Origin of the sequence: Bernardetia sp. ABR2-2B, assembly GCF_037126435.1 — a bacterium.
In the GTDB taxonomy this organism is placed as follows: domain Bacteria; phylum Bacteroidota; class Bacteroidia; order Cytophagales; family Bernardetiaceae; genus Bernardetia.
Window position 1 is genome coordinate 4,315,323 of sequence record NZ_CP147020.1, and the last position, 26,927, is coordinate 4,342,249.

General features: G+C 32.3%; 21 protein-coding genes. 10 read left to right on the top strand and 11 right to left on the bottom strand.

The features are described from left to right. Nucleotides 1-99: 99 nt before the first annotated feature. The 3 genes from WAF17_RS18190 to hemF form a co-directional block, all read right to left on the bottom strand. A complete protein-coding gene (locus WAF17_RS18190; RefSeq protein WP_338762730.1) occupies nucleotides 100-1,707 on the bottom strand; it encodes an SPOR domain-containing protein in 1,608 nt (535 codons plus the stop codon). A gap of 147 nt (nucleotides 1,708-1,854) precedes the next feature. Then, nucleotides 1,855-2,655, bottom strand: coding sequence for a M15 family metallopeptidase (locus WAF17_RS18195; protein ID WP_338762731.1), 801 nt, complete (start codon nucleotides 2,653-2,655; stop codon nucleotides 1,855-1,857). A gap of 41 nt (nucleotides 2,656-2,696) precedes the next feature. Further along, the gene (gene hemF / locus WAF17_RS18200; RefSeq protein ID WP_338762733.1) at nucleotides 2,697-3,635 is read right to left on the bottom strand and encodes an oxygen-dependent coproporphyrinogen oxidase; all 939 of its coding nucleotides are present in this window, start codon (nucleotides 3,633-3,635) and stop codon (nucleotides 2,697-2,699) included. Nucleotides 3,636-3,905: 270 nt separating this feature from the next. Between hemF and WAF17_RS18205 the strand changes: the two genes are divergently transcribed. From WAF17_RS18205 to rpoB, 6 genes are all read left to right on the top strand, one after another. Then, nucleotides 3,906-4,925 carry a DHH family phosphoesterase gene (locus tag WAF17_RS18205; RefSeq protein ID WP_338762735.1) on the top strand — a complete coding sequence of 340 codons (1,020 nt, stop codon included), beginning with the start codon at nucleotides 3,906-3,908 and terminating at the stop codon, nucleotides 4,923-4,925. Between the two features lie 144 nt (nucleotides 4,926-5,069). Then, on the top strand, nucleotides 5,070-6,014 hold the full coding sequence (locus WAF17_RS18210) for an FKBP-type peptidyl-prolyl cis-trans isomerase (protein WP_338762738.1): 945 nt from the start codon (nucleotides 5,070-5,072) through the stop codon (nucleotides 6,012-6,014). A gap of 96 nt (nucleotides 6,015-6,110) precedes the next feature. Beyond that, entirely contained in the window at nucleotides 6,111-7,043 is a 933-nt protein-coding gene (locus WAF17_RS18215; protein WP_338762740.1) for an FKBP-type peptidyl-prolyl cis-trans isomerase, read from the top strand. A gap of 76 nt (nucleotides 7,044-7,119) precedes the next feature. Continuing rightward, nucleotides 7,120-7,587, top strand: coding sequence for an FKBP-type peptidyl-prolyl cis-trans isomerase (locus WAF17_RS18220; protein WP_338762742.1), 468 nt, complete (start codon nucleotides 7,120-7,122; stop codon nucleotides 7,585-7,587). A gap of 67 nt (nucleotides 7,588-7,654) precedes the next feature. Continuing rightward, nucleotides 7,655-8,164: an FKBP-type peptidyl-prolyl cis-trans isomerase gene (locus WAF17_RS18225; RefSeq protein WP_338762744.1), complete on the top strand. Its 510-nt coding sequence runs from the start codon at nucleotides 7,655-7,657 to the stop codon at nucleotides 8,162-8,164. A 482-nt stretch (nucleotides 8,165-8,646) separates the two neighbouring features. Further along, the gene (rpoB, locus tag WAF17_RS18230; protein WP_338762747.1) at nucleotides 8,647-12,510 is read left to right on the top strand and encodes a DNA-directed RNA polymerase subunit beta; all 3,864 of its coding nucleotides are present in this window, start codon (nucleotides 8,647-8,649) and stop codon (nucleotides 12,508-12,510) included. 99 nt (nucleotides 12,511-12,609) lie between these two features. On the opposite strand, the gene WAF17_RS18235 is transcribed toward rpoB, so the two are convergent. After that, complete coding sequence (locus WAF17_RS18235) at nucleotides 12,610-13,365, bottom strand: RDD family protein (RefSeq protein ID WP_338762750.1); 756 nt, start codon at nucleotides 13,363-13,365, stop codon at nucleotides 12,610-12,612. A 349-nt stretch (nucleotides 13,366-13,714) separates the two neighbouring features. Between WAF17_RS18235 and WAF17_RS18240 the strand changes: the two genes are divergently transcribed. Then, nucleotides 13,715-14,929, top strand: coding sequence for a saccharopine dehydrogenase family protein (locus WAF17_RS18240; protein WP_338762753.1), 1,215 nt, complete (start codon nucleotides 13,715-13,717; stop codon nucleotides 14,927-14,929). Between the two features lie 66 nt (nucleotides 14,930-14,995). Here the strand turns inward: WAF17_RS18240 and WAF17_RS18245 are convergent, their stop codons facing one another. From WAF17_RS18245 to WAF17_RS18255, 3 genes are all read right to left on the bottom strand, one after another. Continuing rightward, nucleotides 14,996-15,670, bottom strand: a complete 675-nt coding sequence (locus WAF17_RS18245) for an RloB family protein (protein ID WP_338762756.1) — start codon at nucleotides 15,668-15,670, stop codon at nucleotides 14,996-14,998. Beyond that, entirely contained in the window at nucleotides 15,663-17,000 is a 1,338-nt protein-coding gene (locus tag WAF17_RS18250; protein WP_338762758.1) for an ATP-binding protein, read from the bottom strand. Before WAF17_RS18250 ends, WAF17_RS18245 begins: the two co-directional genes overlap by 8 nt. A gap of 176 nt (nucleotides 17,001-17,176) precedes the next feature. Next, nucleotides 17,177-19,480: a M1 family metallopeptidase gene (locus tag WAF17_RS18255; RefSeq protein WP_338762760.1), complete on the bottom strand. Its 2,304-nt coding sequence runs from the start codon at nucleotides 19,478-19,480 to the stop codon at nucleotides 17,177-17,179. 340 nt (nucleotides 19,481-19,820) lie between these two features. Between WAF17_RS18255 and WAF17_RS18260 the strand changes: the two genes are divergently transcribed. Both WAF17_RS18260 and WAF17_RS18265 read left to right on the top strand, forming a co-directional pair. Continuing rightward, on the top strand, nucleotides 19,821-21,170 hold the full coding sequence (locus WAF17_RS18260; protein WP_338762763.1) for a D-alanyl-D-alanine carboxypeptidase: 1,350 nt from the start codon (nucleotides 19,821-19,823) through the stop codon (nucleotides 21,168-21,170). 142 nt (nucleotides 21,171-21,312) lie between these two features. Further along, complete coding sequence (locus WAF17_RS18265; RefSeq protein ID WP_338762766.1) at nucleotides 21,313-23,112, top strand: M1 family metallopeptidase; 1,800 nt, start codon at nucleotides 21,313-21,315, stop codon at nucleotides 23,110-23,112. A gap of 49 nt (nucleotides 23,113-23,161) precedes the next feature. On the opposite strand, the gene gcvH is transcribed toward WAF17_RS18265, so the two are convergent. The 4 genes from gcvH to WAF17_RS18285 form a co-directional block, all read right to left on the bottom strand. After that, nucleotides 23,162-23,539, bottom strand: a complete 378-nt coding sequence (gcvH, locus tag WAF17_RS18270; protein ID WP_338762769.1) for a glycine cleavage system protein GcvH — start codon at nucleotides 23,537-23,539, stop codon at nucleotides 23,162-23,164. Between the two features lie 154 nt (nucleotides 23,540-23,693). Then, nucleotides 23,694-24,308, bottom strand: a complete 615-nt coding sequence (locus tag WAF17_RS18275) for a hypothetical protein (protein ID WP_338762772.1) — start codon at nucleotides 24,306-24,308, stop codon at nucleotides 23,694-23,696. Between the two features lie 33 nt (nucleotides 24,309-24,341). After that, complete coding sequence (locus tag WAF17_RS18280; protein ID WP_338762774.1) at nucleotides 24,342-24,665, bottom strand: hypothetical protein; 324 nt, start codon at nucleotides 24,663-24,665, stop codon at nucleotides 24,342-24,344. A gap of 47 nt (nucleotides 24,666-24,712) precedes the next feature. After that, on the bottom strand, nucleotides 24,713-25,549 hold the full coding sequence (locus WAF17_RS18285) for a hypothetical protein (RefSeq protein ID WP_338762776.1): 837 nt from the start codon (nucleotides 25,547-25,549) through the stop codon (nucleotides 24,713-24,715). A gap of 215 nt (nucleotides 25,550-25,764) precedes the next feature. Here WAF17_RS18285 and prfB point away from each other — a divergent pair. Continuing rightward, a protein-coding gene (gene prfB / locus WAF17_RS18290) for a peptide chain release factor 2 (protein ID WP_338762778.1) occupies nucleotides 25,765-26,842 on the top strand; the annotation gives its coding sequence in 2 pieces (ribosomal slippage) (nucleotides 25,765-25,818 and nucleotides 25,820-26,842; 1,077 coding nt in all). Nucleotides 26,843-26,927 lie beyond the last annotated feature (85 nt).

The following is a 26,927-nucleotide window of genomic DNA, read 5'->3' on the forward strand; positions in this document are numbered from 1 at the left end:
TTCTACGATTTTAACTAGTGTCGTTAAAAATGACGATAAAAAAAGCCTATCTGATTAAATTAAAAATCAAATAGGCTTTTCATGAACTGCTAAACTCATTTACTTAAATGATAATGTATTTATTATTTCTTCAAGCTCTTTTTCCTGTTCTGGAGTAGAATAAGCAGTAATTATACTTACAGCAAATCCATTTATTATTGTGGCATAATACTTTTGATGAATAGGAGTTTGATTATAGGTCATAGAAGTATTCATAAGGTAAAACTCTTTACTAGAAAATGTTTCTGTGGTAAATTCTTTATCAATATTTTCAAATGGCATTTGTGATTGTTCAAGCTGAGTAGCAATTTCCATCAAATAATTACTTCCTGATTTAATTTGAGGAGCAGAGTCTAAATTAACAACTGTTATCATAAAATTAGTGTTATATTTTACCTTTGTTCCTACTGGATGTTGAAATACTTGTAATAAAGTAGCTGAACCTATCTCCTCATTTTCTGTTGCTTCTTTACCTCCTACCATCTTACCTGCCATTTTATTGAGCTGTTCTATCTGTTCTTTACTTTGAACAGTCCATTTAGAAGGAACATCTATTGCAAGACCAAAGTAATCATTGACATATTTTCCTTCTCTTACTGTTCCATAATCAAAATTTACCTTTTTTTTTGTTTTTTGCTCAATACCTCTTCCTTGCTCGTTCTGCTGATTATTGTTTTGTGCAGAACTATTTCCACCTGCAAGTACCCACGCACCTACATAGGTATAATCTAATTTGTTTTGAGCATCTCGTGCTTCTTCTTTACTAGTATATTCGTAAAGCGCAATTCTATAACGGTCGCTGTCACTGGTTGTGATAACTCTTGCTTGTGGAAACTGTCCACTCAACTGTCTGACAGCAGCATCAGCATATTCTTGTGTAGAGTAACTTCCATAAATTAGATAAAACTTTCCACTTTCTAATCCTGTATTCGAATCTGCATTGTCTGCATCTGTATTTTCATCGTTTCCGTTTCCATCTGCTGTAAGTGTAGTTACATCACTACTTCCATTATCTGCTACTTCATTAGAAGTTGCTAATGTTCCATTTTTCAAATCATATTCAGGTTCTGTACCACTACAATTCTGAACTTCATTTTCTTCGTCTTCTACTTCCCCAAACCAAACAACAGTTACGTTTTTGTATTGTCCAATTCCTATGGCAGCCCAGTCTTTATCAGCATAACGACCCGAGTTTTTGAGAATATCTGAATAAAAAGAACTTCCTTTCCAAAGCTCCATAATTCTTTTGGGTTCGCTTCCACCATTATAAATCACTTCATAAGCTTTTCCTGCATATCCTGTAATTTCTTTTGGTTTGTCCCACATACAAGACTGTTTTGTATTGTCTCTTTCATTGAAACAACAGGCATTCCAAAAGCCTTTGTCAGACCAACTTTGCATACTACAAGAGTCTTTATCTATTCGGTTATGAAACAAATCTCTTGCATGAAGTTTGGCTACGAAGGTAAGTTTTTTCGAAATTTCTATTTTGTGAGCTTCATTTTCTCCCCGATAGCTATCAATAAGTGCATAGAGTTGTTGTTCGAAACCATTCATACACACTTCTTCAGGAATACTTACTTGCTGTGCCGACGCTGAAAGAGAAAATACAAAACAGAGTAAGGAAAGAAGAAAGACTGTTTTTGTATGAAAATATTCTTTTATCATAATTATAAAAAATAAAAAGTTTTTTAGATTTGGATTTTGGTAAATTAATAATTTCTACAATTCAAAAAGTGTGCTTTTTCCTTCAAGAATACAGATTGTTTCGACAAAGTAGCAAAAAAAGACTTATGAATAAATCTTATTTTTACATTACTCACAAGGCAAAGGTGTATCTGAAACGGGATATTTTATTTTAAAATCATAATGCCACCATTCATTCGAAATAGATTTGAAGCCAACATTTTCCATTATTGTTTTGAGTGTTTTTCTATTTCTCAAGATTTCGTCTTTTGTTTCAGTAGGAAAAGCCGTAAAAGTATGATGTGCCTCTTTTCCAAAAAAATCATAGCCTGTACCCATATTTAGCTCGTTGCCTAACGAATCTACCAAAGTCATATCAACAGCGCAACCTTTATTATGATTTGAGCCTTTTCTTGGATTAGCAACATAATTTTTGTTTGTCGTTGTGTTCCACAAAATCCATTGCACAGATAAAGGGCGATAACCATCATAAATTTTGATTCTGTACCCTTGTTCTTTAAATTTTTGATGAGCTTCAAAAAGTGCTTCGGCAGCTACTTTTCTCAAAAGAGCTTTTGGGCAAGGATAAACTTTTTGCTTCATAAAATTATTTTCGGTTGCATAGCGAATATCCAAAACTAAGCTAGAGTCGTAGTTGATAAGCTCTACCATTGCAGAGTCTTCTAATTTTTCAAAATACGCTTTTTTTTCAGCCTCTTGTTTTGCTTGTACTTCTTTTTGAAGTTCTACTTTTCTTAATGAATCTTTTACAAACTCGGCTCTTTGAGCTTCTATTTTCTTGATAGAATCTTGACGTATTTTTTCTGTCTCTTCACTTGCTTGTAATTTTTTAGATGTTTGATTCGTACAACTAAAAAATAATGAGATTAATAAAAATAAAATTGATAGGAATTGGTATAAGTTTTTCATTTGAAGTATTTTTTATAAAAAAATGGATAATAAAGAACAGACTAAACCCAATCAATTCCTTTTTTCAAAAGTGATAATGTTCGCTCTTCTTCACTTCCTTTTTGTGGCTCGTGTGCGTATTGCCAGTTGGCTTCTGGAGGAAGGCTCATCAAAATAGATTCGGTTCTGCCATTGGTTTCTAAACCAAACTTTGTTCCTCTGTCATAGACCAAATTAAACTCTACATAACGTCCTCTTCGAATGCGCTGCCACTCTGTTTGTTCTTTTGTGAAGGGAAGAATTTTATTTTTATTCGCAATTTGAGTATAAATTGGTGCAAAAGCTTCTCCTACTTCTCGTACAAAATCCCAACGGTCTTGTTTCGTAATTCCATCAGTTTCTGTATTTACTTCTTTTAGATGGTCAAAAAATATTCCTCCTATTCCTCTTGTTTCCTCTCTGTGAGGAATGTAAAAATAATCATCTGCTTTTTTCTTAAATTCTGGGTAATAACTCTTATGGTGTTTATCACAAGCTGTCTTCAAAGACTGATGAAAGAATTTTGCATCTTCATCAAAAATATAATGAGGTGTAAGGTCTATTCCTCCTCCAAACCAGTAAATTCCGTTACTCATCTCAAAATAACGAACATTCATGTGAATAATCGGAACAAGTGGGTTTTTTGGGTGCAAAACTATCGAAACGCCTGTTGCAAAAAAATCAGCAGGTTCTAATTTCATTAATTGCAACATACGTGCAGGAGATTCTCCAAAGACAGCCGAAAAATTAACACCACCTTTTTCAATCAAATTTCCATTTTCAATAACACGAGATGTTCCTCCACCTCCACCTTTTCGCTCCCAAGTATCAATTTGAAACTTTGATTTTCCATCGGATTCTTCTAAGGCTTCACAGATTCTACTTTGCAATCCTTGAAACCAAGTTGAGATTTGAGTTTTATGCTGCGTAAAATCTGTTGAGAGTTGTGTAGTTGTATTCAAGTCGTTTTTTTTTAATCCATTTATTTTGCTTTTCTACAAAAATAAGAATTAATTTAGTGAGATAATAATGGCTAAGTAAATAAATAATTTCTTAAAGTTTACGGTATTGAGACAAAACCTTTGACCTACGACAACGATATAAAAAAACTTGTTTTTTGTGCTATGAACCTATCGTAATTTCTGTTAAGTATATAATAACTAAAAAGTTTTGGTATCTTTGTAACGTTTTTCCAATGAAATTGAAATCATTTATCAACTAAGCGTATTTGAATGCAAAATTTAGCAGGTCTTTCAGAACTTTTAAGCACTCCTCAAAAGGTAGTCATTTTTCCACATCAACGCCCTGATGCTGATGCTTTAGGTTCTTGCCAAGCTTTATCTCTTTATTTACAAAAGAAAAATCATCAGACAACAGTTATTTCTCCTACTGAATATCCAAGTTTCTTGAACTGGATGGCTGAAAATGAAAAAGTAGTTGTTTATTCAGACAAAACTCATCAAAAAATTGAAAAACTAGTTTCAGAAGCTACTCTCATTTGTTGTTTGGATTTTTCTAGTCCAAATCGAACAGCTCCTTTGGATTCTTTTATAGAAAAAAACTCTGATACACCTATCTTGATGATTGACCATCATAGAGGAAAATCTGATTTTGCTCATTTTGAATTATGGGATATTACAGCAGCAGCAACAGCAGAACTGGTTTATGACCTTATTTTATTGATGAGTGATAGAGCTTTGATAGATATTCAGATAGCACAATGCTTATATGCAGGTATTATGACGGATACAGCTTCTTTCAAACATCCAAACACAACAGGAAAAATACATCGTATTGCAGCTGATTTGATAGATATGGGTTTGGATTCTTCTTATGTCCAGCGTATGATTTATGATAGCAATACAGAAAATAGAATTCGCCTTTTAGGACATGCACTTTCAGATTGTTTGACTGTTAGACAAGACTTAAAGACAGCTTATTTTGTCTTAAAGCAAAAAGATACTCGTAAATACAACCCACAATCAGGAGATACAGAAGGTATTGTAAATTATGCTCTTTCTATTGAAGGAATCGAATTTGCTGCTATCCTTATTGATTATGGTAGTGAAGTCAGAATGTCTTTTCGCTCAGTCGGAACGTTTTCAGTTGCTGATTTTGCTCGTAATTATTTTGGTGGTGGAGGACATCACAATGCAGCAGGAGGAAGAAGCCTAGAGCCTGTCAAAAAAGTAGTAGAGCGTTTTGAAAAACTCATTGAAGAACACCGTTCAGAACTCACAGCCGTACATTAATTAGTATTAAAAATTAATTTTCTATAAATCTTTTCTACTTTGGTTTTTATATTAGACCTTTGTAGGCTAGTTTTAATATAGTTTATTTTAAAATTCTTATTTAATTTAGTTATTCTAATCGTTATTTTATCTAAAAAACAAAAAATGAAATCTCTTTTTTTATATCGTTTTATATTATTTGCTCTTGTTGGAGCTACTATGTGGTCTTGTAACTCAGATTCACTTAATCAAGAAAAAGAACTTGACGGAATCCGTTATATGCTTCGTCAGCGTGGAGAGGGACAAGCACTAACTGATTCTAGTACAGTTCAAGTTTCTATGAAAATCTATAATAGTACGGATTCTCTGCTTCGTGATACTTATACAGAAGATTTTCCTTTAATGATAGATTTGAGTGATTCAAACAATACAAAAATGGGTATTGTAAAAATATTAATGGAAAAAGGTAGAATTGGAGATAGTGTAACGATGTTTATACACTCAGATTCTATTTTTGTACAAGGACAGCCTCGTCCTCCTTTTATAGAAGAGGGAAGTTCTATCCGTCAAGAGGTTACTTTGATAAAGCATTTTACGCCAACAGAAGCTGCTGCCGAACAAAAAGCAATGCAACAAAAGTATATGGAGGAAATGATGAAGAAACAAGCTGAAGCACAAGCAGAATCAGCAAAAATTTCAGCAGAACAGGTAGAATATATTGAAAATACCTATTTACCAGAAAAAGGTATTACAGATTTCAAGAAAACAGAATCAGGACTTTTTTACAAAGTAGATAAACAAGGAAAAACTGATATTCAAGCTGGGGATAAAGTAAAAGTAAATTATGAAGGTACACTACTTATGACAGGAGAAAAATTTGATTCTTCTTTTGATAGAGGTGAAGCATTTGAGTTTCCTATCGGACAAGGACAAGTAATAAAGGCTTGGGACGAAGGTATTCCTCTTATTGGTCGTGGAGGAAAAGGATATTTGTATATTCCTTCTAACTTAGCTTATGGCGCACAAGGTGCAGGTGGAACAATAGGACCAAACTCAATGCTTGTTTTTAGAGTTGAAGTATTAGACGAAGTAACTAAAGCTGGAAACTAAATTATCTAGTAGAAACTCTCAAGTAAATAAATTCATCTTGAGAGTTTCTATTATTTTTATAAAAAAAAATATTTTTACTGTTTAAAAATAAATTTTATGTCTTTGTATCGTTTTATTCTAATTATCTTGATAAGTTGTGTTTCTTTTTCTGTAAATGCTCAAAAAAATAAACATGAAAAAGAATTTAAAGGTATTCGTTATCAATTACATACTAAGAAAAAAGAGCGTAAAAAAGCTCTTGTAGTTACAGATTCTAGTATCCTACAACTTAGTATGCAGATTTATAACAATGCGGATTCTCTTTTGAGAAGTACAGAAGACGAAGATTATCCTCTCATTTTAGATTTGCGTGATAGCACAACTAGACAAATTCCGATTGTAGAAATTATGATGAAAGATGGAAGAGTTGGAGATAGTCTAACACTATTTATTCATTCTGATTCTGTATTTCAGAATGGGCAAATACGTCCGATATTCATTCCAGAGGGAAGTTCTTTAAGACATGAAATAAAAATTCTGAAAAATTATACAGCACAACAATATGCTACTAAGCTAGATTCTATGCAAAAAGAATACATGGAACAAATGGCAAAAAAACAACAAGAACAACAAAAGCAAAAAGAAATGGAAGAAAAATTAAAAGTGCAAAATCAAATGGATTATTTAGAAAAGACTTATTTTGTAGAAAAGGGAATCAAAAATTTCCAAAAAACAGAATCTGGACTTTATTATGTTATTGATGAGCAAGGGACACCTATCGAAAAAGGACAAATGCTAAAAGTGCATTATGAAGGAACACTACTTAACGGCAAAAAATTTGATTCTTCTTTTGATAGAAATGACCCAATTGAGTTTCCTATCGGTGTAGGTAGAGTTATTCAAGGTTGGGATGAAGGAATCATTTTGATTGGAAAAGGTGGAAAAGGCACGTTATATATTCCTTCTCATTTGGGTTATGGTGAGCGTGGCGCAGGAAATGATATTCCACCAAATGCAACACTTGTTTTTAGAGTAGAAGTTTTAAATTAATTTTAATCTAAAGAATGTATTTCCTATTCTACAACAACTATTATCTATTTTCTAATTCCTATTTCCCCAAATTAAAATGAAGTTATCAAAATATATTACAGTCCTTTTTATTGGATTTGTTTTATTTACAGCTTGTAAAAAAGAAGAGGAAAACCCTTCAAGCCCAGCAGAACAAGACCAAATCCTTCAGGATTATTTTGCTGAAAATAATATTACTCCTCAAAAAACAGAATCAGGGTTATATTATGTCATAGACGAACAAGGAGCAACCCCTATTCAAATAGGAGAAAGAGTAACTGTAAATTATGAAGGAAAGTTATTATCAGGAGAAAAATTCGATTCTTCTTTTGATAGAGGAGAGCCTTTCTCTTTTACAGTTGGAGGAGGAGTTATAAGTGGTTGGAATGAAGGCATTCCTCTCATTGGAAGAGGTGGCAAGGGAACACTTTATATACCATCTCATTTGGGATATGGTGCAAGAGGTTCAGGAAATGTAATCACACCCTATTCTATTTTAGTTTTTAGAGTAGAAGTATTTGAATAAACTCATAAAAAACTCAATCTTCCGAACAACTACAAAAATAATTATTTCAAGTAAAAGTAAAATCTAAATGAAATTATCAAATTATATTTTCTTGCTTTTTCCTCTATTTTCTCTGTTTTCCTCTTGTAATAATAATGAAATAGAACCTCTAATAGACGTAAATTTACAAGCAGAGCGAGAAGACCAAATTATAAGGCAATATTTAGCTGAAAATAATCTTACTGCTGAAAGAACAGATTTGGGGATTTATTACATTGTTTTGGAAGAGGGTGAAGGAACTGCTACCCCAAATAATGGAGCTAAAGTAGTAGTAAACTATACAGGAAAAGTCATTTATGGAAGACAGTTTGATAGCTCTTATGAAACTAATAATCCTTTAGAGTTTACTATTGGAGCAAGTTCTGTAGTGATAGGCTTTGAAGAGGCTGTCAAACAAATGAAGTTGAATGAAAAAACACGCTTTTTTATTCCATCTCGGTATGCTTACGGAGAGCAAGGAAGAACAACACAAGACGGAACACAAATAATTCCAACACTTGCAACTCTGATTTTTGATATTGAGTTAGAACGGCTTTAAAGATTTTATAGAAAAACAAAATTATATTTGAAACTGATAAAATAATTCTTATCTTTGCAAGATATTTTGGCTACAAAAATCTGTTTTTGGTTCTAATTTAAGACTAAATACTAATTCAATAGTCAAAATATAGTATTATTCTTGTTTTTATTTGAATTTTATTCAGAATCATAAAAAGTATTCCAAAACTGTTTGAACTACTTCAATTCACAATCATTTATTTAAGTCAGAAAAAATAAAACCGTAAAGTTTAATAAGGAGCTAATTGTTTGATTACTAAGACAACTCTTTATCTAATTTTAGGGATTTTTACGACTGCAATACTTTTGAACAAACAAGAAAATATAAAAGGATAGTTTTAAAAAAATAAGATAAAGACAATTACAGACGAATATCAATTACATTTTACCTATTTTTTCGTAATTCGTAATTTTTAATTCGTAATCGACATAAATTTCGTTCACTCAAAACCTATACGAGCCTTGGCTACATTAAAACACGGCAGAATAAACTTTCGCAAAACGACCTCCATTTTAGAATATCCACACTTCTTAGATGTACAGGTAAAGTCGTTTCAAGATTTCTTCCAACTAGGTACTCCTCCTGAAAAAAGAACAGCAGACGGACTCTATAAAGTATTTATGGAGAACTTTCCGATTTCTGATTCAAGAGATAACTTTGTTTTGGAATTTGTCGATTATATCATAGACCCACCAAAATATTCAGTTCAAGAATGTGTTGATAGAGGTCTTACTTATGCAGTGCCTTTAAAAGCAAAGCTACGTTTACTTTGTAACGACGAAGACAATGAAGATTTCGAAACCATTGAACAAGAAGTATTTTTAGGAAATGTTCCTGTAATGACAGAGCGTGGCTCTTTTGTTATTAATGGTGCAGAACGTGTAATCGTTTCTCAACTTCACCGTTCGCCAGGTGTTTTCTTTGCTCAAAGTAAGCACACTAATGGTACAAAATTATACTCTGCACGTATTATTCCATTCAAAGGTTCTTGGATTGAGTTTGCTACGGATGTAAACAATATAATGTATGCTTACATTGACCGTAAGAAAAAATTCCCTGTTACTACTCTTCTTCGTGCTATTGGATATGGTACAGATAGAGAAATTTTGGAACTTTTTGGTCTTTCTGAAGAAGTAAAAGCTACAAAGACAAATATTCAGAAAGTAGTAGGTAGAAAATTAGCTGCTCGTGTTCTCCGTACTTGGACAGAAGATTTCGTAGATGAGGATACAGGAGAAGTTGTAAGTATTACTCGTAATGAGGTGCTTTTGGAGCGTGATTCTGAAATAGAAGAGGAGCATATCCAAACAATCATTGATTCGAATACAGAATCAATCATTCTTCATAGAGAAGATATTAATATTAATGATTTTGCGATTGTCTATAATACATTACAAAAAGATAATTCAAATTCAGAGAAAGAAGCAGTAGAGCAAATTTATCGTCAGCTTCGTAATACAGAAGCTCCAGACGAACAAACAGCTCGTGATGTAATTCAAAGTCTTTTCTTTAGTGAAAAGCGTTATGACTTAGGAGAAGTTGGTCGTTATAGAATCAACAGAAAACTAGGTTTGGATTTAGAAATGAGTGTCCGTGTTCTTACAAAAGAAGACATCATTCGTATCATTAGACATTTGATTACTCTTATTAACTCAAGAGCAGTTGTTGATGATATTGACCACCTTTCTAATCGTCGTGTACGTACCGTAGGAGAGCAACTTTATAGCCAGTTTGGTGTTGGTTTGGCTCGTATGGCTCGTACTATCAAAGAACGTATGAACGTTCGTGATAATGAAGACTTTAAGCCAGTTGATTTGATTAATGCTCGTACTTTATCGTCAGTTATTAATTCTTTCTTCGGAACAAATCAGCTTTCACAGTTTATGGATCAAACCAATCCATTAGCAGAAATCACGCATAAGCGTAGAATGTCTGCTCTAGGACCGGGTGGTCTTTCTCGTGAACGTGCAGGTTTTGAGGTTCGTGATGTTCATTATACGCACTATGGTCGTTTGTGTACTATCGAAACTCCAGAAGGTCCAAATATTGGTCTAATTTCTTCGCTTTGTGTTCATGCAACTGTAAACGGTATGGGCTTTATCGAAACGCCTTATCGTATTGTTAAGAATCAAAAAGCTACTGACCAAGTTAAGTTTTTAACAGCAGAAGAAGAAGATGAGCAAATTATTGCACAAGCAAACGCAGAATTAGATAACAAAAATAAGTTTACTTCTGACCTTGTAAAGTGTCGCTTAGAAGGAGATTTTCCTTTAGAATCTCCAGAAAATATTACATATATGGATGTTGCTCCAAACCAAATTGTTTCGGTAGCAGCTTCTCTTATTCCATTCTTAGAACATGATGATGCAAACCGTGCCTTGATGGGTTCAAACATGCAGCGTCAAGCAGTTCCTTTATTGCGTCCACAAGCTCCAATCGTAGGTACAGGTCTTGAAAGACGTGTAGCAATGGATTCTAGAGCATTGGTAGTAGCAGAAGATGATGGAGTAATTGATTATGTAGATTCTAAGAAAATTGTAGTAAAATATAATTGGACAAGCGAACAAAAATTAGTAAACTTCGATAACGAATATACTACTTATCAGCTTACAAAATTCCGTAGAACAAACCAAGATACGTGTATCAACTTACGCCCTATCGTTTTGAAAGGCGATAAAGTGAAAAAAGGTGATGTTCTTTGTGAAGGATATGCAACTGAAAAAGGAGAACTTGCACTTGGTCGTAACCTTATGGTTGCTTTTATGCCTTGGCAGGGTTATAATTTTGAGGATGCAATTGTAATTTCTGAAAAAGTAGTAAGAGATGATATTTATACTTCAATCCACATTGACCAATTCGAACTTGAAGTTCGTGATACAAAACGAGGAGAGGAAGAACTTACTTCTGAAATTCCGAATGTAAGCGAAGACGCAGTTAAAGATTTGGACGAAAACGGTATTATCCGTATTGGTGCAAAAGTAAAAGAACAAGATATTTTGGTAGGTAAAATTACTCCTAAAGGAGAAACAGACCCTACACCAGAAGAAAAACTTCTTCGTGCTATCTTTGGAGATAAAGCAGGTGATGTAAAAGATGCTTCTATGCGTGCTTCGGCTTCGCTACAAGGTGTTGTAATCAATACACAGCTTTTCTCTCGTCCTAAAAAGGATAAAGATATGCGTGCCAAAACACGTAAGCAAGTAGATGTTTTGAAGAAAGAATATAGCCGTGACCTTGTCGGAATGCGTTCGCAGATGATAAATAAGATGGCAGAGCTTTTAGAAGACAGAACTTCTCAAGGTATTGTTCATAAATATGGAGATGTTGTTTTGGCAAAAGATTCAGGTTTTAATACACAAAACATTGAACAAGCATTCTTCCCAAGCAAAAACGCATACCGTGATGAGAGTAACTATAACGTTCCAGAAGAAGTAAACTTTATTGCTGATGTAATATTGAAAGATTTTACAGAAGATGAAGATACAAACGAACTTTTGGCAGAGCTTGTAAAGAATTACAATCAAAAACGTAATGAAATTACAGCAGAATTCAAACGTCAGCGTTTTGCTTTAGAAGTTGGAGACGAACTTCCAGCAGGAATTGTAAAACTTGCAAAAGTATATGTTGCTAAAAAACGTAAACTTAAAGTAGGGGATAAGATGGCTGGTCGTCATGGTAATAAAGGAGTTGTGGCTCGTATTGTTCGTGAAGAAGATATGCCTTTCCTTGCCGATGGTCGTCCTGTTGATATTGTACTGAATCCTCTAGGTGTACCTTCTCGTATGAACTTAGGTCAGATTTATGAGACTATTTTAGGACACGCAGGTCTTAGAATGGGAACTAAATACGCAACACCTATCTTTGACGGAGCAACAGAAGAAGAAGTAGCGACAGAAATCAAAAAAGCAGGTTTACCAGAGTGGTGTAAAATGGAAGTTTTTGATGGACGTACTGGAGAAGCATTTGAGCAAACGGTTACAGTAGGTATTATGTATATGCTGAAACTGGGTCACTTAGTAGATGACAAAATGCACGCTCGTTCTATCGGACCTTACTCACTCATTACGCAGCAACCTTTGGGTGGTAAAGCTCAATTTGGTGGTCAGCGTTTTGGAGAGATGGAAGTTTGGGCATTAGAGGCATTTGGAGCTTCGCATATTTTGAGAGAAATCTTGACAATAAAGTCAGATGATGTTCTTGGACGTGCAAAAGCATATGAGTGCATCGTAAAAGGTGATAATATGCCAGAACCAAACATCCCAGAGTCATTTAATGTATTGATACACGAACTTCGTGGTCTTGCTCTTGAAATTACATTAGATTAAATTTAGCTAATACTTTCTAAGCATCTTAGAAAATTATATATAAAAAATCCCTTTTACTTATTAAAAGTAGAAGGGATTTTTCATTTATTCTAGTTTTTTCTAATCATTTGCTCCATTTCTAGTTCTAAAAATACTTTTCAAATCCATTGCTCTATCCATAATTCGTTTGTTGTTTCCAAAAAGAAGAATTATATCAATAACTAGAATAATAGTAAAAATAGCAGACACTAAGTTATTAGCTACTTTGAAAGAATTACCAAAACTATAACTCAAATTATAAGCATATGTGCCAAAAACAGCTGCTAATCTAGGGATTCCGATAGGCGCATTTCGAAGAACCGACTGCCACCAACTAAGTCTGTTTTCATTTCTTTCTTCTACTACTTCAATGTTCATCAAGTTCTTGCCTAAGCTCAAAGAACGCCCTTTGTACGAAAAATCTCTAAGTAAAAAATATGTCCAAAGTAAAGGAGAAAGTGTATAAGAGAGCAATACTTGTACAATCCAAATCAACGCTAAATCTATCAAAACACCACCCAAACGATGACCTGCACTTACTACATTTTGTACCGTTTCATTGATTCTAAAATTCGAATTTACTCGGCTATAATACTCTGCCGAACGTTTTTTGAAGTGTCCTAAAGAGGTACTTTGAGGAATAGCAGGAAGTGTACGTGTTTGATTACAATGCCTATTTCCCAAATATGCCCAACTATCTGCATGAAAAGCCGATTTGCATTCAGCACAAAGCACTATTTTGTCTCCAGCTTCCAAAGTATCGCCTGTTATTGGGTCAATGCGTGATTGAGTCAAGAATTTTTCGTGTTTTCTAGGATGTAGTTGATGAACATTCATGATATATAAATCTTTTGGGAAGTGCTAGTTTGTAAGGCTTATATAAGTAATACGTTAGAGTTTGGTTTTGTGTTGTATATTTTGACACTAACTTATTTCTTGTTACCTAAATTACTAAAATTATTCCTAAAAAGTTCTTTTTGGATTCTTATAAAAACTAAATTATGAAAGAATTAACTTTTAGACTTATTAGATAATAAAAGAATAAGCCAGTCTTTCTATTAACCTTGTTACTTACAAAGTCTAACTTCTGACTTCTAAATTTATTTTAATATCTTTGAATCATAATTTTTAGAAGCCACATTTGAGCTATTTTTTTTAATGAATCATATAAAACACAAACGTAATTATGAGTAAAGTATTGATTATTGGTGCTGGTGGAGTGGGTAATGTTGTTGTCAAAAAATGTGCAATGTTACCTGATGTTTTTTCAGAAATAACACTTGCCAGTCGTACGCTTCCAAAAGTAGAAGCTGCTGCAGAAGAAGTAAAAGAACTTACGGGAAGAGATATTCAGACTGCAAAAGTAGATGCAGATAATGTTCAAGAATTGGTAGCTCTTATCAAAAAAGTTGAACCAAAATTAGTTATTAATGTAGCTCTTCCCTATCAAGACTTACCAATTATGGATGCTTGTTTGGAAACAAAAACGCATTATTTGGACACAGCCAATTACGAACCAAAAGATGTAGCCAAATTTGAGTATAGTTGGCAGTGGGCATACAAAAAACGTTTTGAAGAGGCAGGGATTATGGCTCTTTTGGGTTGTGGCTTTGACCCTGGGGTAACTGGAGTTTTTACAGCACATGCAGCTAAATATCATTTTGATAAAGACGGAATGGAATATTTGGATATTGTAGATTGTAATGCAGGAAGTCATGGAAAAGCATTTGCGACCAATTTTAATCCTGAAATCAATATTCGTGAGATTACACAGCGTGGAAAATATTGGGAAAATGGCGATTGGAAAGAAACCGAGCCTTTAGAGGTCAATAGAATGATTAATTACCCAGAAGTAGGTCCTAAGAAATCATTTTTATTATATCATGAAGAATTAGAATCACTTACCAAAAACTTCCCGTCTCTAAAAAGAGCTAGATTTTGGATGACTTTTTCAGATGAATATATTACGCATTTGAGAGTATTAGAAAATGTAGGAATGACAAGAATTGATGAAGTGGAATATCAAGGACAAAAAATTGTTCCTCTTCAGTTTTTAAAAGCTGTTTTGCCAGAACCTTCTTCTTTAGGAGAAAATTACGAAGGACAAACTTCTATTGGTTGCCATATCAGAGGTAAAAAAGATGGAAAAGATACTTATTTCTTCATTCACAACAATTGCGACCACGCCAAAACCTACAAAGAACTAGGAGCGCAAGCCGTTTCTTATACAACAGGTGTTCCTGCTATGATAGGTGCAAAAATGATGTTGGAAGGAAAATGGATGAAAGCTGGTGTTTGGAATGTAGAAGAATTTAATCCAGATCCTTTTATGGAAGATTTGAATAAATATGGTTTGCAATGGCACGAGAAATCAAGTGATTTTGTAGAATTTAATGATTAATATCAAAGACAAATCTTAATAAAAAAACGGATTCAAATAGTAATGTTCGAATCCGTTTTTTATTGGTTACTCCCTTAGGTTTTCGTTTAGAAGTTCTACAAGTTCATATACTAGACTAGTAGGATTCTGTTTATGATAAGGTAAATTTTGTTTTTTATGTAAATCATGAAGCTTTTTTGATCTTTTTATAGCTTCACTTTGAGAGGCTTTTTCTTCTTTTTGTAATAACTCATAAATACCACTTGCAAATTCCTTTTTTTTACCTACGTTTTCATAACTAATTCCCCAAATTTCACTCAATTTGCCATAATAAAAACTTCTATGATGTTCTGCTTCTGAATATTGATAATGTAGATAAAACCACAATTCAAATGAATCATTAGAATAAGCCACCTTATATCCTAAACTCTGCGCCTGAACAATTGAATTATCAAAATCTGCAAACTCTTTTTCTCCTTGATTTACATCCAAATCAAAAACACACCAAATTTGATCATATTTTTGTTTTTGAGCTAATGTAATTGTACTTTCTACTAATTTCAAATCAGCTTGTCCTTTCAAATCTATTACCCTAACATCTTTACCCAAAACAGGAAAAGACTCAAAATAGAGTTTTTCAGTTTGTCCTTCGCAAGTAATCAAGATTAATTGATTTGCTCTAATTTGTTGTACTTGATAAACTGGTTTAACTACTTTATTCCACGCTTTATTTTGGTCTGTCTTTTTTACTCTTTTAGGCATCTTTTGAGATTGTTTTGGTAGAATAAATAAGTTTATTGAAATCTCCTAGAAATGGAATTGCCCCATATTTTCCACGAATATAATCGCTTTCAAAAGAATCTGAGCTAGTTACTCCTTCCAATTCTACAAGGGTATATAAATGACTTGCTCCAAATTTATCTTTTTCTACAAAATCTATTTGGTCAGTTCGTAATAATTGATTTGAAAGTAAATTTGTATCATGGGTTATGAAAATAAGTTGAGCGTTAGTATTTTCAGCAGAATTAAATAATTCTACTATTTTTCTAGTGAGTAATGGATGGAAACGAGCATCAAATTCATCAATAATTAAAGGAGTGCCTTGCGTCAGGCTTGCATATAGAAATGGGCTTAATTCGAATATTTTTTTTGTTCCTTCTGATTCGCTGTTTTCAAAATTGAAATTGACCTTTCCTATTATTTTGTTATTCTCATTGTACATATTCCTTGATGAAATTACTATTTCCTCACCTTCATTTTGTTCAAGAAATGAAAGAAACTCAGAATTTGTGTTTTCATTGATTAATGTCCTAAAATGTTCTCTAGGCTTAACTTTGATCAAAGAAAAATCTTGTAACCCAACGTCAGCATATTTGAGCAGATTTATAGTATAATCTTTAGCTTTTTTATCTTTTAGTAAAACTTTGGCTTTATTAAAGATATTTTCTTCTGTAATTCCTTGTATTATAATGATTGATTCAAATGATTCAAGTATTAATTTTGATATTTTACCAAAACCTAAAGCTACTAAAGTAGATAAAAATAAAGCATTATCTCTATACACTTGATTTTCATCTCCCTCTCCTAATACATGTAATAATTTATAGCCCTCTTCAAACTGCTTTTTATTTATTGTATCTATTTTATTATCCTCTCTAATAAATAAAACTACTTCATCTTTTTCTTCAATAAGAAACAACCATTCGCTAACAACCTTCTGCCTCGTTACTTCGAATCCGTATCTATATTTTTTTTTGTTGGTAGTAAAAATAAGTTGAAAAAAAGTAGGTTCATCTTGAGAGGATGTTAATAATTTAAAGCTTTCTGATAGAAGAAGGACATCATTTCTTTTCACAGATTCAAGTACGATGATAATAAATGTATAGAAAGCTGCTACAATATTACTCTTACCACTAGCATTTGCGCCATAAATAGCTTTTGATTTTAGTAAAGAATCAAAACTATCTGAATAAATTACATTATTTTTATCAATTTCTTTATTTTCAGAAACAATATCAGCAGCATTCATATTTAAAGATTGAATATCTTTAAAAGAGCGAAAATTACCAAAACTAAAATTTTCTATCAGCATTTTTACAAAAATATATAGATTAAATAATTAGTTAAATATACGATTTTTAGTGTAAAAGTAATCAAGCAAAAAAAATGTTTTTTTTGATAAAACCTGTATCTATAAAAAACGGATTCAAACAGTAATGTTCGAATCCGTTTTTTTATTTCCAAAAGGTTAATTAGCAGCAAATACTACTATTTTTTCTTCTTTTGCATTTGCATTGGATTAGGAGAAGAATAATTATTATCTCTTCTATAAAGCTCAAAACGAGTAGGAACTTCTTGACGTGGATAAGAGTTATTGTAAACATCTGTATCAGCTGTTTCCAAATTTGGGTCTAACTGAAAAGAAGCTACTTTTTTCTTTGTCATAAAGACTTTGCTAAACATTTCGTTGTTTTTTCTCCAAACCTCAGCAGGAATCTTTTGCGTTTCCTTGCTTCCATCAGCATACGTAAATTCAATAATTACAGGCATTACAAGTCCTCCTATATTTTTGAAATTTATCTGATAGAAATAAGGATTTTCTTTGACAAAAGTACGCTCTTCGTCTGTTAGACTATTCATATAACTTTCATAGTTTTTCTTTGCTTCAGCTTCTGTAATTCCGTCATCATAAGAATTATAGAAATCTTTAAGCTGTGGACGACGCTCCAAACGAGTTGTCTTCAAGGCTGTTTTGTTTCTGTGTGAAGTAATACTTACCACTTCCTCTTCATTTACTTTTTCCATCTCAGCAGCTAAAGATTTTGGTTCAAAGAACATTACATCTTCAATTGAAATATCTACATTATCAGTCGTGTAGAACCAACCCCACCAAAACCAATCTAAATCAGTTCCAGAAGCATCTTCCATCGTACGGAAGAAGTCAGCAGGTTTTGGATGCTTAAATGCCCAACGTTGAGAATATTCTTTAAACGCATAGTCAAAAAGCTCTCTTCCCATTACAGTTTCTCTCAAAATATTAAGAGCTGTTGCAGGTTTCCCATAGGCGTTATTTCCAAACTGCAAAATCTCTTCTGAGTCTGTCATAATCGGCATAATACCAGCTTTTGAGCCTTTCATGTAATCTACAATATCTTTTGCATTTCCACGTCTTGAAGGATAATCACGTTGCCATTCTTCTTCTGTAATGAATTGCATAAACGTATTCAAACCTTCATCCATCCACGTCCAATGACGCTCATCAGAATTGATAATCATAGGGAAGAAATTATGTCCTACTTCGTGAATAATTACTGAAATCATTGCATGTTTAATTCTTGAAGAATATGTTCCGTCTGTTTCTGGTCTTCCTCCATTAAAACAAATCATTGGATATTCCATTCCCCAAACAGGACCGTGAACAGAAATAGCAACAGGATAAGGATAATCAATGGTATGCTTAGAATATACTTCTAATGTATGCGCCACAACTTCGGTAGAATATTGTCCCCAAAGAGGATTTCCTTCTTTTGGATAATATGACATTGCCATAACCGTTTTACCATTTGGCATCTTTACGCCCATTGCATCCCAAATAAATTTTCTAGAAGTAGCAAACGCAAAATCACGTACATTTTCAGCTCTAAATTTCCATGTCTTTGTGTCTTTTGCTTTATTTTTCTCTGCTTTTTCAGCTTCTTTTTGTGTAACAATCACGACAGGAATATCAGAAGTTTGTGCTTTTGCCCAACGTTCTTTTTGATCAGCAGTCAAAACTTCGTCTGGATTTTGAAGAACACCTGTTGCACCCAAAACGTGATCAGCAGGAACAGTCATTTCTACATCATAATCTCCAAACTCTAAAGCAAACTCGCCACGTCCTAAAAATTGCTTGTGTAACCAACCATTTACGTCATCATAAACTGCCATTCTTGGGAAAAATTGAGCTATTTCATATAAATAATTCTTATCATCTTCAAAATATTCATAACCACTTCTACCACCATATTTTAGTTGGTCTTGAATGTTATAGTTCCATTTTATCTGAAAAGAATATTTCTCATTTGGCTTCAATACTGTCGGTAAGTCTATTCTCATCATCGTTCTGTTGATGGTATGAGGTAGTGCTGTGCCATCAGTTGTCATTACGCCTTCGATATTAAATCCTCCTTCAAAATCTGAATCTCCTGTTACATAAGAAATCCCACGCAATGTAGTTTTTTCATTGAGTGTTCCTGTTGAAGTTTTGTAAGTATCAGAATCTTTTGCTCTCATATTTTGGTCTAATTGTACCCAAAAGTAAGAAAGTTCGTCTGGCGAATTATTATGATACGTAATTGTTTCTTGTCCTGTAATACGCTGTTTTTCGTCGTCTAAAGTAAGCTTGATTTTGTAATCTACTTTTTGCTGCCAATATTTATGCCCCGGTGCGCCCGAACCTGCACGATAGACATTCGGTGTGGGAAGTTCCTGTTCTAGTTGTTTGAAGTAAGAACGATTGATATTTTTGTCTCGTTGTGCGAAAGCATTTTGAGAAGCGAATGAAATAAACATGCCTACTATAAAAAGTAACATGTTGGAATAGTTGTATTTAATATTCATTGAGAAAAGGGTAATAAAATAATTAGATTAAGTCTATAGATGCTTAAAAAGAAATATAGATAAAGATATTTTTTCCAAATTTAAGTAATTCATAGCTATTTTGTAGTAATTAAAGTTATCTTGTTATGTTATAATATTTTAATTAGCTTATCAGAATGTATTTCTGGTTCTATCAAACCGACCACTTAATTTGAAACTTTGCTATAAAAACCTAAAAGTAGGAACAAGGTTTGAACAATAATTTTTGATTCTTCGTTTTAAGTTTCAACTGTCAATTACAAAGTCTATTTTTACCTCCACATTATAACTGTTTATGAAAACCAACTTTATTTTTTCAAAAAAACTACTCTTCTTTCTAATTTTTAGTTTTTGTTTTATTAGTTATTCAGTTACGGCTCAAAAGAAAAATAATGATTATATAGATAATTTAATTGAAGTTTTTGGAGAGGACTGTTTTAAAGATAGCTTTCATGGTTTTGTTTTGTATGATTTAGATAGTTCGAAATATATCTTTGAGTATAATGCTGATAAATATTTTACACCAGCATCAAATGTAAAAATAGCCTCTCTATTCGCAGCCACCAAAATTTTGAGCAAACACTTGCCTTCTCTAAGTTATTTTGAAAAAGGAGATTCTCTTATTTTTTGGGGAACAGGAGACCCTACTTTTTTGCACCCTGTTTTTGAAAACTCTGCTGTTATTGATTTTTTATTACTAAAATCTAAAACAAAAAAGCTTTATTTCTCTACGACAAATTATAAAGATGAGCCTTTTGGTGATGGTTGGGCGTGGGAAGATTACAGAACAACGTATGGCGTAGAAAAATCTGTGTTGCCAATGTATGGAAATGCAGTGTATTTTGAAGCTGACCCTTCTTGCGAAATTGAAGTATATCCAACCATTTTTAAAGATTTAATAAAAGAAAATAGCGAAATAAGCACTAAAAATTTTAGAGTAGAGAGAGATTTGGGTTTAAATTCATTTGAGTATAATATTGGAGATTTGTATTATAAAAATGGAAAATCTATTCCTTTTCATGCTACCTCAGAACTTATTACAATGCTTTTAAAAGATAAAATAGGCGTAGAAATTACTCATCTAGCTTATCCAATGCCTGAAAATACATCAACATTTTATACCATGGAGAGTGATGAAATGTATAAACGAATGATGCAACAAAGTGATAATTTTTTGGCAGAACAAACTCTCTTGATGTGTTCGGCAGAGCTGTTCGGAACGCTTTCTACACGAAAAGTAGTTGAGTATTTAGACAAGAATTATTTCAATACGTTTTATAATCGTCCTCGTTGGGTAGATGGTTCGGGTCTTTCTCGTTATAACCTTTTTACACCTCGCAATTTTGTAGAAATGTTGAAATCTATTCGTAAGGATATGGGAGAAGAAAAATTATTTGAAACACTTGCTATTGGAGGAGAAGCAGGAACATTAAAACGTAGATATGAATTTTCAAGAAACTCAAAGCCTTTTTTGTATGGAAAGACAGGTACGATAAGTAATAATCATTGCTTGAGTGGATTTTTGGTTACTAAAAGTGGGCGTAAGTTTTGTTTTTCGTTTCAAAATAATCATCATAGAGAATCCTCAAGAACAATAGGAAACAAAATGGAAGAAATATTGACGACGATTTATAGCTTATACTAAGCATACTGTTTAATCATTTATCTCATTCTTCTGCCTTATTCCTCAACGACCATTATATAGACTTCCTTATTAATAAAATTTTGAGAAATATTATAAAATTTCTCAACAATGTATTAATCTAAAAAATCTAATTTATAAAAATATGAAAAAAATAATTTACCTATTTTCTATACTACTTTTTACAATAACATTTGTTTTGCAAAGTGAATTTGCTTATTCACAACATGCAAAGATGAAGTTTTCTTATCAAGATTCTTTGCGTGGTGCATTGAGAAAAGAACGTGCCTATGATGTAAAGTATTACGATTTAAACGTAAAGATTGATATTGAAAATGAATCTATTTCGGGATTTAATAAAATAACCTTTCAAAATATCGATTTAGATTCTGTCTTACAGTTAGACTTATTCGAAAATTTTGAGGTTGATTCTATCATTTATTACAATCAATATACTACACAAAGATTAATTAATCCTACAAAAACACTTCGAAATTATAGAGAAGGAAAAGTAATTTGGGTAGAACTTCCTACCGAAATTAGAAATAGCCTTAATACTTCCAAAATCAATAAAACGAACGAAATAATAAGTATTTTTTACCATGGAAAACCTCAAAATGCTGTTAATCCTCCTTGGGACGGTGGTTTTACGTGGAAAAAAACAGCTAATGAAAAACCGTGGGTAACTGTCAGTTGTCAAGGTTTGGGAGCAAGTAGTTGGTTTCCTTTGAAAGACCATTTGAGCGATGAGCCTGATAGTGTCAGAATGTATTTTGAAGTACCAAAAAAATTATTTTGTGTTTCGAATGGCGATTTGATTTATATAAATAAGAATACACCAAATGAAAATTTTATAGGTTATGAATGGAAAACTTCCTATCCAATTGCATCTTACAACATGACACTAAATATTGGCGACTATATTCATTTTGAAGATACATTTATTTCTAAAAATGAAATAACAAATCCTATAAATAAAAACAGTAAAGAAAATCAACCTTTAAAATTAGATTATTATGTAATTAAAGGAAATGAAGCAAAGGCAAAACCATTTTTTGAAAGCCAAGTAAAACCAATGTTGGAGGCTTTTGAGTATTATTTTGGGGGATACCCATTTGAAAAAGATGGTTATGCACTCGTAGAAACCCCATATTGGGGAATGGAACACCAATCTTGTGTGGCGTATGGAAATAACTATAAGCTTAATCCTTTTGGTTTTGATTTTATTATCATTCACGAATCTGGACACGAGTATTTTGGAAACAGTATTAGTGTAAGCGATAATGGAGAGCTTTGGATTCATGAAGCTTTTACGACTTATTCAGAAGCCCTTTTTGTAGAATATTTTCAAGGAAAAGAAAAAGCAATAGATTATTTATTGACACAAAAGCCCAAAATTTTGAATCAAGATGTAATTCTTGCTCCTCTTGATGTCAATTATAATAATTGGCTAGGTGCAGATATGTATTATAAAGGAAGTTGGATGTTGCATTCGTTGCGCTCTGTGATAGATAATGATGAGCTTTGGTTTGCAACGGTTAAAGGTTTTTATCAGACTTACAAACATTCTCATGTAAATACGCAGCAAGTCATAGACTTTTTTACTAAAAAAACAGGTAGAAATCTAGCTCCTATTTTTGATTTTTATTTGAATAATAAAGAAATTCCTGTTTTGGAATATGAGATTTTTGAAGAAGGAAAGAAAACTTTTTTATCTTATAAGTGGAAAGTGAATAAAGATAAAAACAAAGATTTTAATATGCCTATCGAAACATTTCTTACTCTAAAAAATGGACAAAAAAAATCTTTTGTATTAAATGCCACAACAGTAGCCCAAAAGATAGATATTTCAGATAAAATCAGTAAAAAAGATAGAAAGAAAATCGACGAGTTAGTGCTGGAAATTAATAAAAGAAAATATTTGGCTTCTACTTCTAAAAAATAATATATAACTGGTTCAAGTATCGACGCTTGAACCAGTTATTACTATTCTACTAACTAACTAAAGTTGTATAATCAGCAGCAGACATAAGCTCGGCTACATCATCAACGTTATTTACTTTGATTTTTATCATCCAACCACCAGCATAAGGGTCAGAGTTTACTGTTTCGGGAGAATCTTCCAAGTCTGGATTTACTTCGCTTACTGTTCCTGTGATTGGCATATACAAATCAGAAACTGTCTTTACAGCCTCAACAGAACCAAAAACTTCACCTGCTTCTACTTCATCGCCTTCTGTTGTGATGTCTACATAAACGATGTCGCCAAGTTCAGATTGAGCAAATTCTGTAATTCCAACAGTTGCGATGTCGCCTTCTAAGCGAATCCATTCGTGTTCTTTTGTGTATTTTAATTCTTCTGGGAAAGTCATTTTATTAAGATTTTTTGATGAAAAAGGTTGAGAAATAAGTTACAATCCATTACTAAAATTTAGCTAGATTGTTTATGAATCAAAGATACAAAAATAGAACAGGCAAAAATAAATTTGCGTAAATATTTATCTTTCTTAAAGTTTTGAGTGAAAATTATTTTTCTGAAGTGTCATTACTTATATTTTTTTTACTGATTTCTGTTCCATATTTCTCAAATAGCTCTTCAAAATCCTTTGCTAAAAACCAATAATTTATATTTCCAAAATCACAGTATTCTGTCGAAAAATAAACCTTTTTCTCATTTTCTAAAATATAATTTACTCGTTCTTGTGCTTCTTTACTAAACTCTATTTTTTTGTTTTTCTGCAAATACAAAAGTGCACCTGCTGCTAATGTTTTACCCTCTACACTTACTGTATAAAGTAGTTTTTCTAGCTCCTTTATTTCTTTATTTTTTATCAAAACTGAAATACTCTCAAAGGCTTTTTTAAAATCATCAATAAACATGGAATGAGGGTCATAATTAAAACTTATAGCTTCTTGATTTATCAAAAAATCTATTGCTTTATCTGTTTTGTTTGCTACCTTTTTAGGTTTGTGATTGATAATAATTTTAGGATTGATTTTTTTGTAGGCTTCTATGTTCTGAGGAAATATCCTTTGATAAAAAAGCTGTTTCCAATCTTTATTATCTTTATTTAGTTTCACAGTCTCATTTTCTGAATTGGTTATTATTTCTTGAGTTATGTTTTTATCATTATGATACATAAACATACAATTAAAAGTCAATAATTTATTTTTTTAAACTAAAAACTGAGAATTATAAATAAAATCTTCTTCTAAGCTCATTACAGTATATGCTATAAAATATAACTCTTTATCTAACGTATCTTTAATACGCATAGTGTTATTCAAAAGCTTTCCTTTTGTCAATTGATATTCAATTTTATCAAAACTTGATTCTGTTTTAAGTTGAGTTTGAATATTCTCAAAAAGCTGAATTATTGGTTTACTTGTTGGAAAAGAGTGTTTTATATCATTTCCTAACTCTTCCTTTTTTTGTGCCAAAAGAGAAGACAGGAAAACAAAGTTTAAAAGAAAGGTAATAAATAGTGTTATTTTCATAATAATTAAATTGTCAAAATGATAGATTTACTTTCTAAGTATATAAATCATATCAATCGCAGCAAAGGATTTTCTCTCAATTGCCAAAAAAAGTTTGTGTTTGTATAGGTCTCAGGAAATGAAATTAATTCAATTAGAGTTTCTTTATTTCTGTCTGAAATAGAAGTCAAAAACTTTTTAATGAGTGTAGTTTGTAATTCTGTTTTTATTTTGATTCCACTTTTATCTTTTATTTCAATTATTGCTTTATCATCTGATTTGTAAGTCACAACTACTTTTTCTACGTGTTTATAACTGATAAAACTTTTTTGTTTTTTTTCTGAAAAATAGATAATCAGCTCATTTTCTCCAATGCCTAACATTGCCTTATCTCTGTTTAAAGAATAAACCACTCTAATATAATAGTGAGCCAGACCAAGAAGAATAGGAGAAGTCATTATTCCTGCAAGTCCTACTCCGATGCCAAACATAAAAACGATATACATTATCATTCCTAAAAGAAGAATTAAGCCTGTTCCTTTTCTTTCATTATAGACTATAATATTATTTTTTATAGATTCATATTCACTTGTCCAATATCCATTTTTTGTTTGTTTAATAAACTTTTTGAATGATTTTGCACCTTCTAATGGAATAAAGACAGTTTCTTGTTTTGCTTTTGCAAGAATAAGGCTTTTTCCAAAAACAGGCTTTTTAATAGTTTGGCTTTGGTTACAATGTTTTTTATCTAAATAAAGCCACGTATCTTTCAAAAAAGCAGATTTACAACTTGCACAAAAAACAACCTCATCGCCTTCTTCTATCAAATCTCCAGTAATTGGGTCTTGACGCTTTTCATTTAAAAAATCAGAATGTTTGTCGATATTTATTTTATGAATGTGCATAAATTTATCTTTTATATTAATGCCGTTGTTTGTGTTTTAGTGCAGCGACACCAACAACTCATAGCAGGTCGTAATTATTCTTTCAAGTAAAACTACTTTTGATGAAATATAGTTTTGACTCAATCTACTTTTATAGTTGTCAAACTCTGTCTTACTTTTTACCTTTGTAGAGATACAACAAATTATTAATTTTTTCAGTCGTTTTAATTTAATTTATGACTCAAGACCAATTACGTGCCTTGCAAAATCGAACAGAAGATTTGCGAGGCTATCTTTGACTACGAAACCAAAAAATCCGAAATCGAAGAAGAACAAGCCCAAACTTTCAAACCCGATTTTTGGAACAATCCAGAAGAAGCTGAAAAGCTACTAAGAAATATTAAATCAAAAAAAATATGGACAGATAGATTCGAAAAACTCTTTACCCAGCTTGGAGATTTAGAGGTTTTGTATGAGTTTTATCAAGCCGAAGAAGCTACGGAAGTTGAAGTCAATAAAGAAGCTGCAAAAGTAACCAAAACATTAGAAAACTTAGAGTTTCAGAAAATGCTAAGTGGCGAAGAGGACAAACTAGATGCAATCTTAGAAATAAATTCAGGAGCAGGAGGAACAGAAAGCCAAGACTGGTCTGAAATGCTTTTGAGAATGTATAGAATGTGGGCAGAAAAAAATGACTATAAATATCAACTCATTGACCTTGTAAATGGAGATGTGGCAGGTATAAAATCAGTTACTATTCGTGTGAGTGGAGATTTTGCTTATGGTTATTTGAAGTCTGAAAATGGTGTTCATCGTTTGGTGCGTATTTCTCCTTTCAATTCGGCTGGAAAACGCCAAACTTCTTTTGCTTCTGTATATGTGTATCCAGTAGTGGATGATTCTATCGAAATTGAAATTAACCCTGCTGATATTGAGCGTCAAACCTTCCGTTCGGGTGGTGCTGGTGGACAGAATGTAAATAAAGTAGAAACGGCTGTTCGTCTAAAACACATTCCGACAGGAATTGTAGCTGAATGTCAGCAAGAACGTTCTCAACTTCAAAATGCAGAACTAGCTATGGAAATGCTCAAAGCAAAGCTTTATCAAATAGAGATAGAAAAACGCAATGCAGCAAGAGATGAAGTAGAAAGTTCGAAAAAGAAAATTGATTTTGGTTCGCAGATTCGAAATTATGTTTTGCACCCCTACAAACTTATAAAAGATGTCAGGACAGGTTATGAACGAACAGATATTCAAGCCGTTTTAGATGGCGATTTGACCGAATATATGAAAGCCTTTTTGATGGAAAATTAATACTTTTCTTAATTATTTTTCAAAAGTCTATTATTTCTTATAGAAGTAATAGGCTTTTTTAGTTGTAAGTGTCTCAAAACAAGAA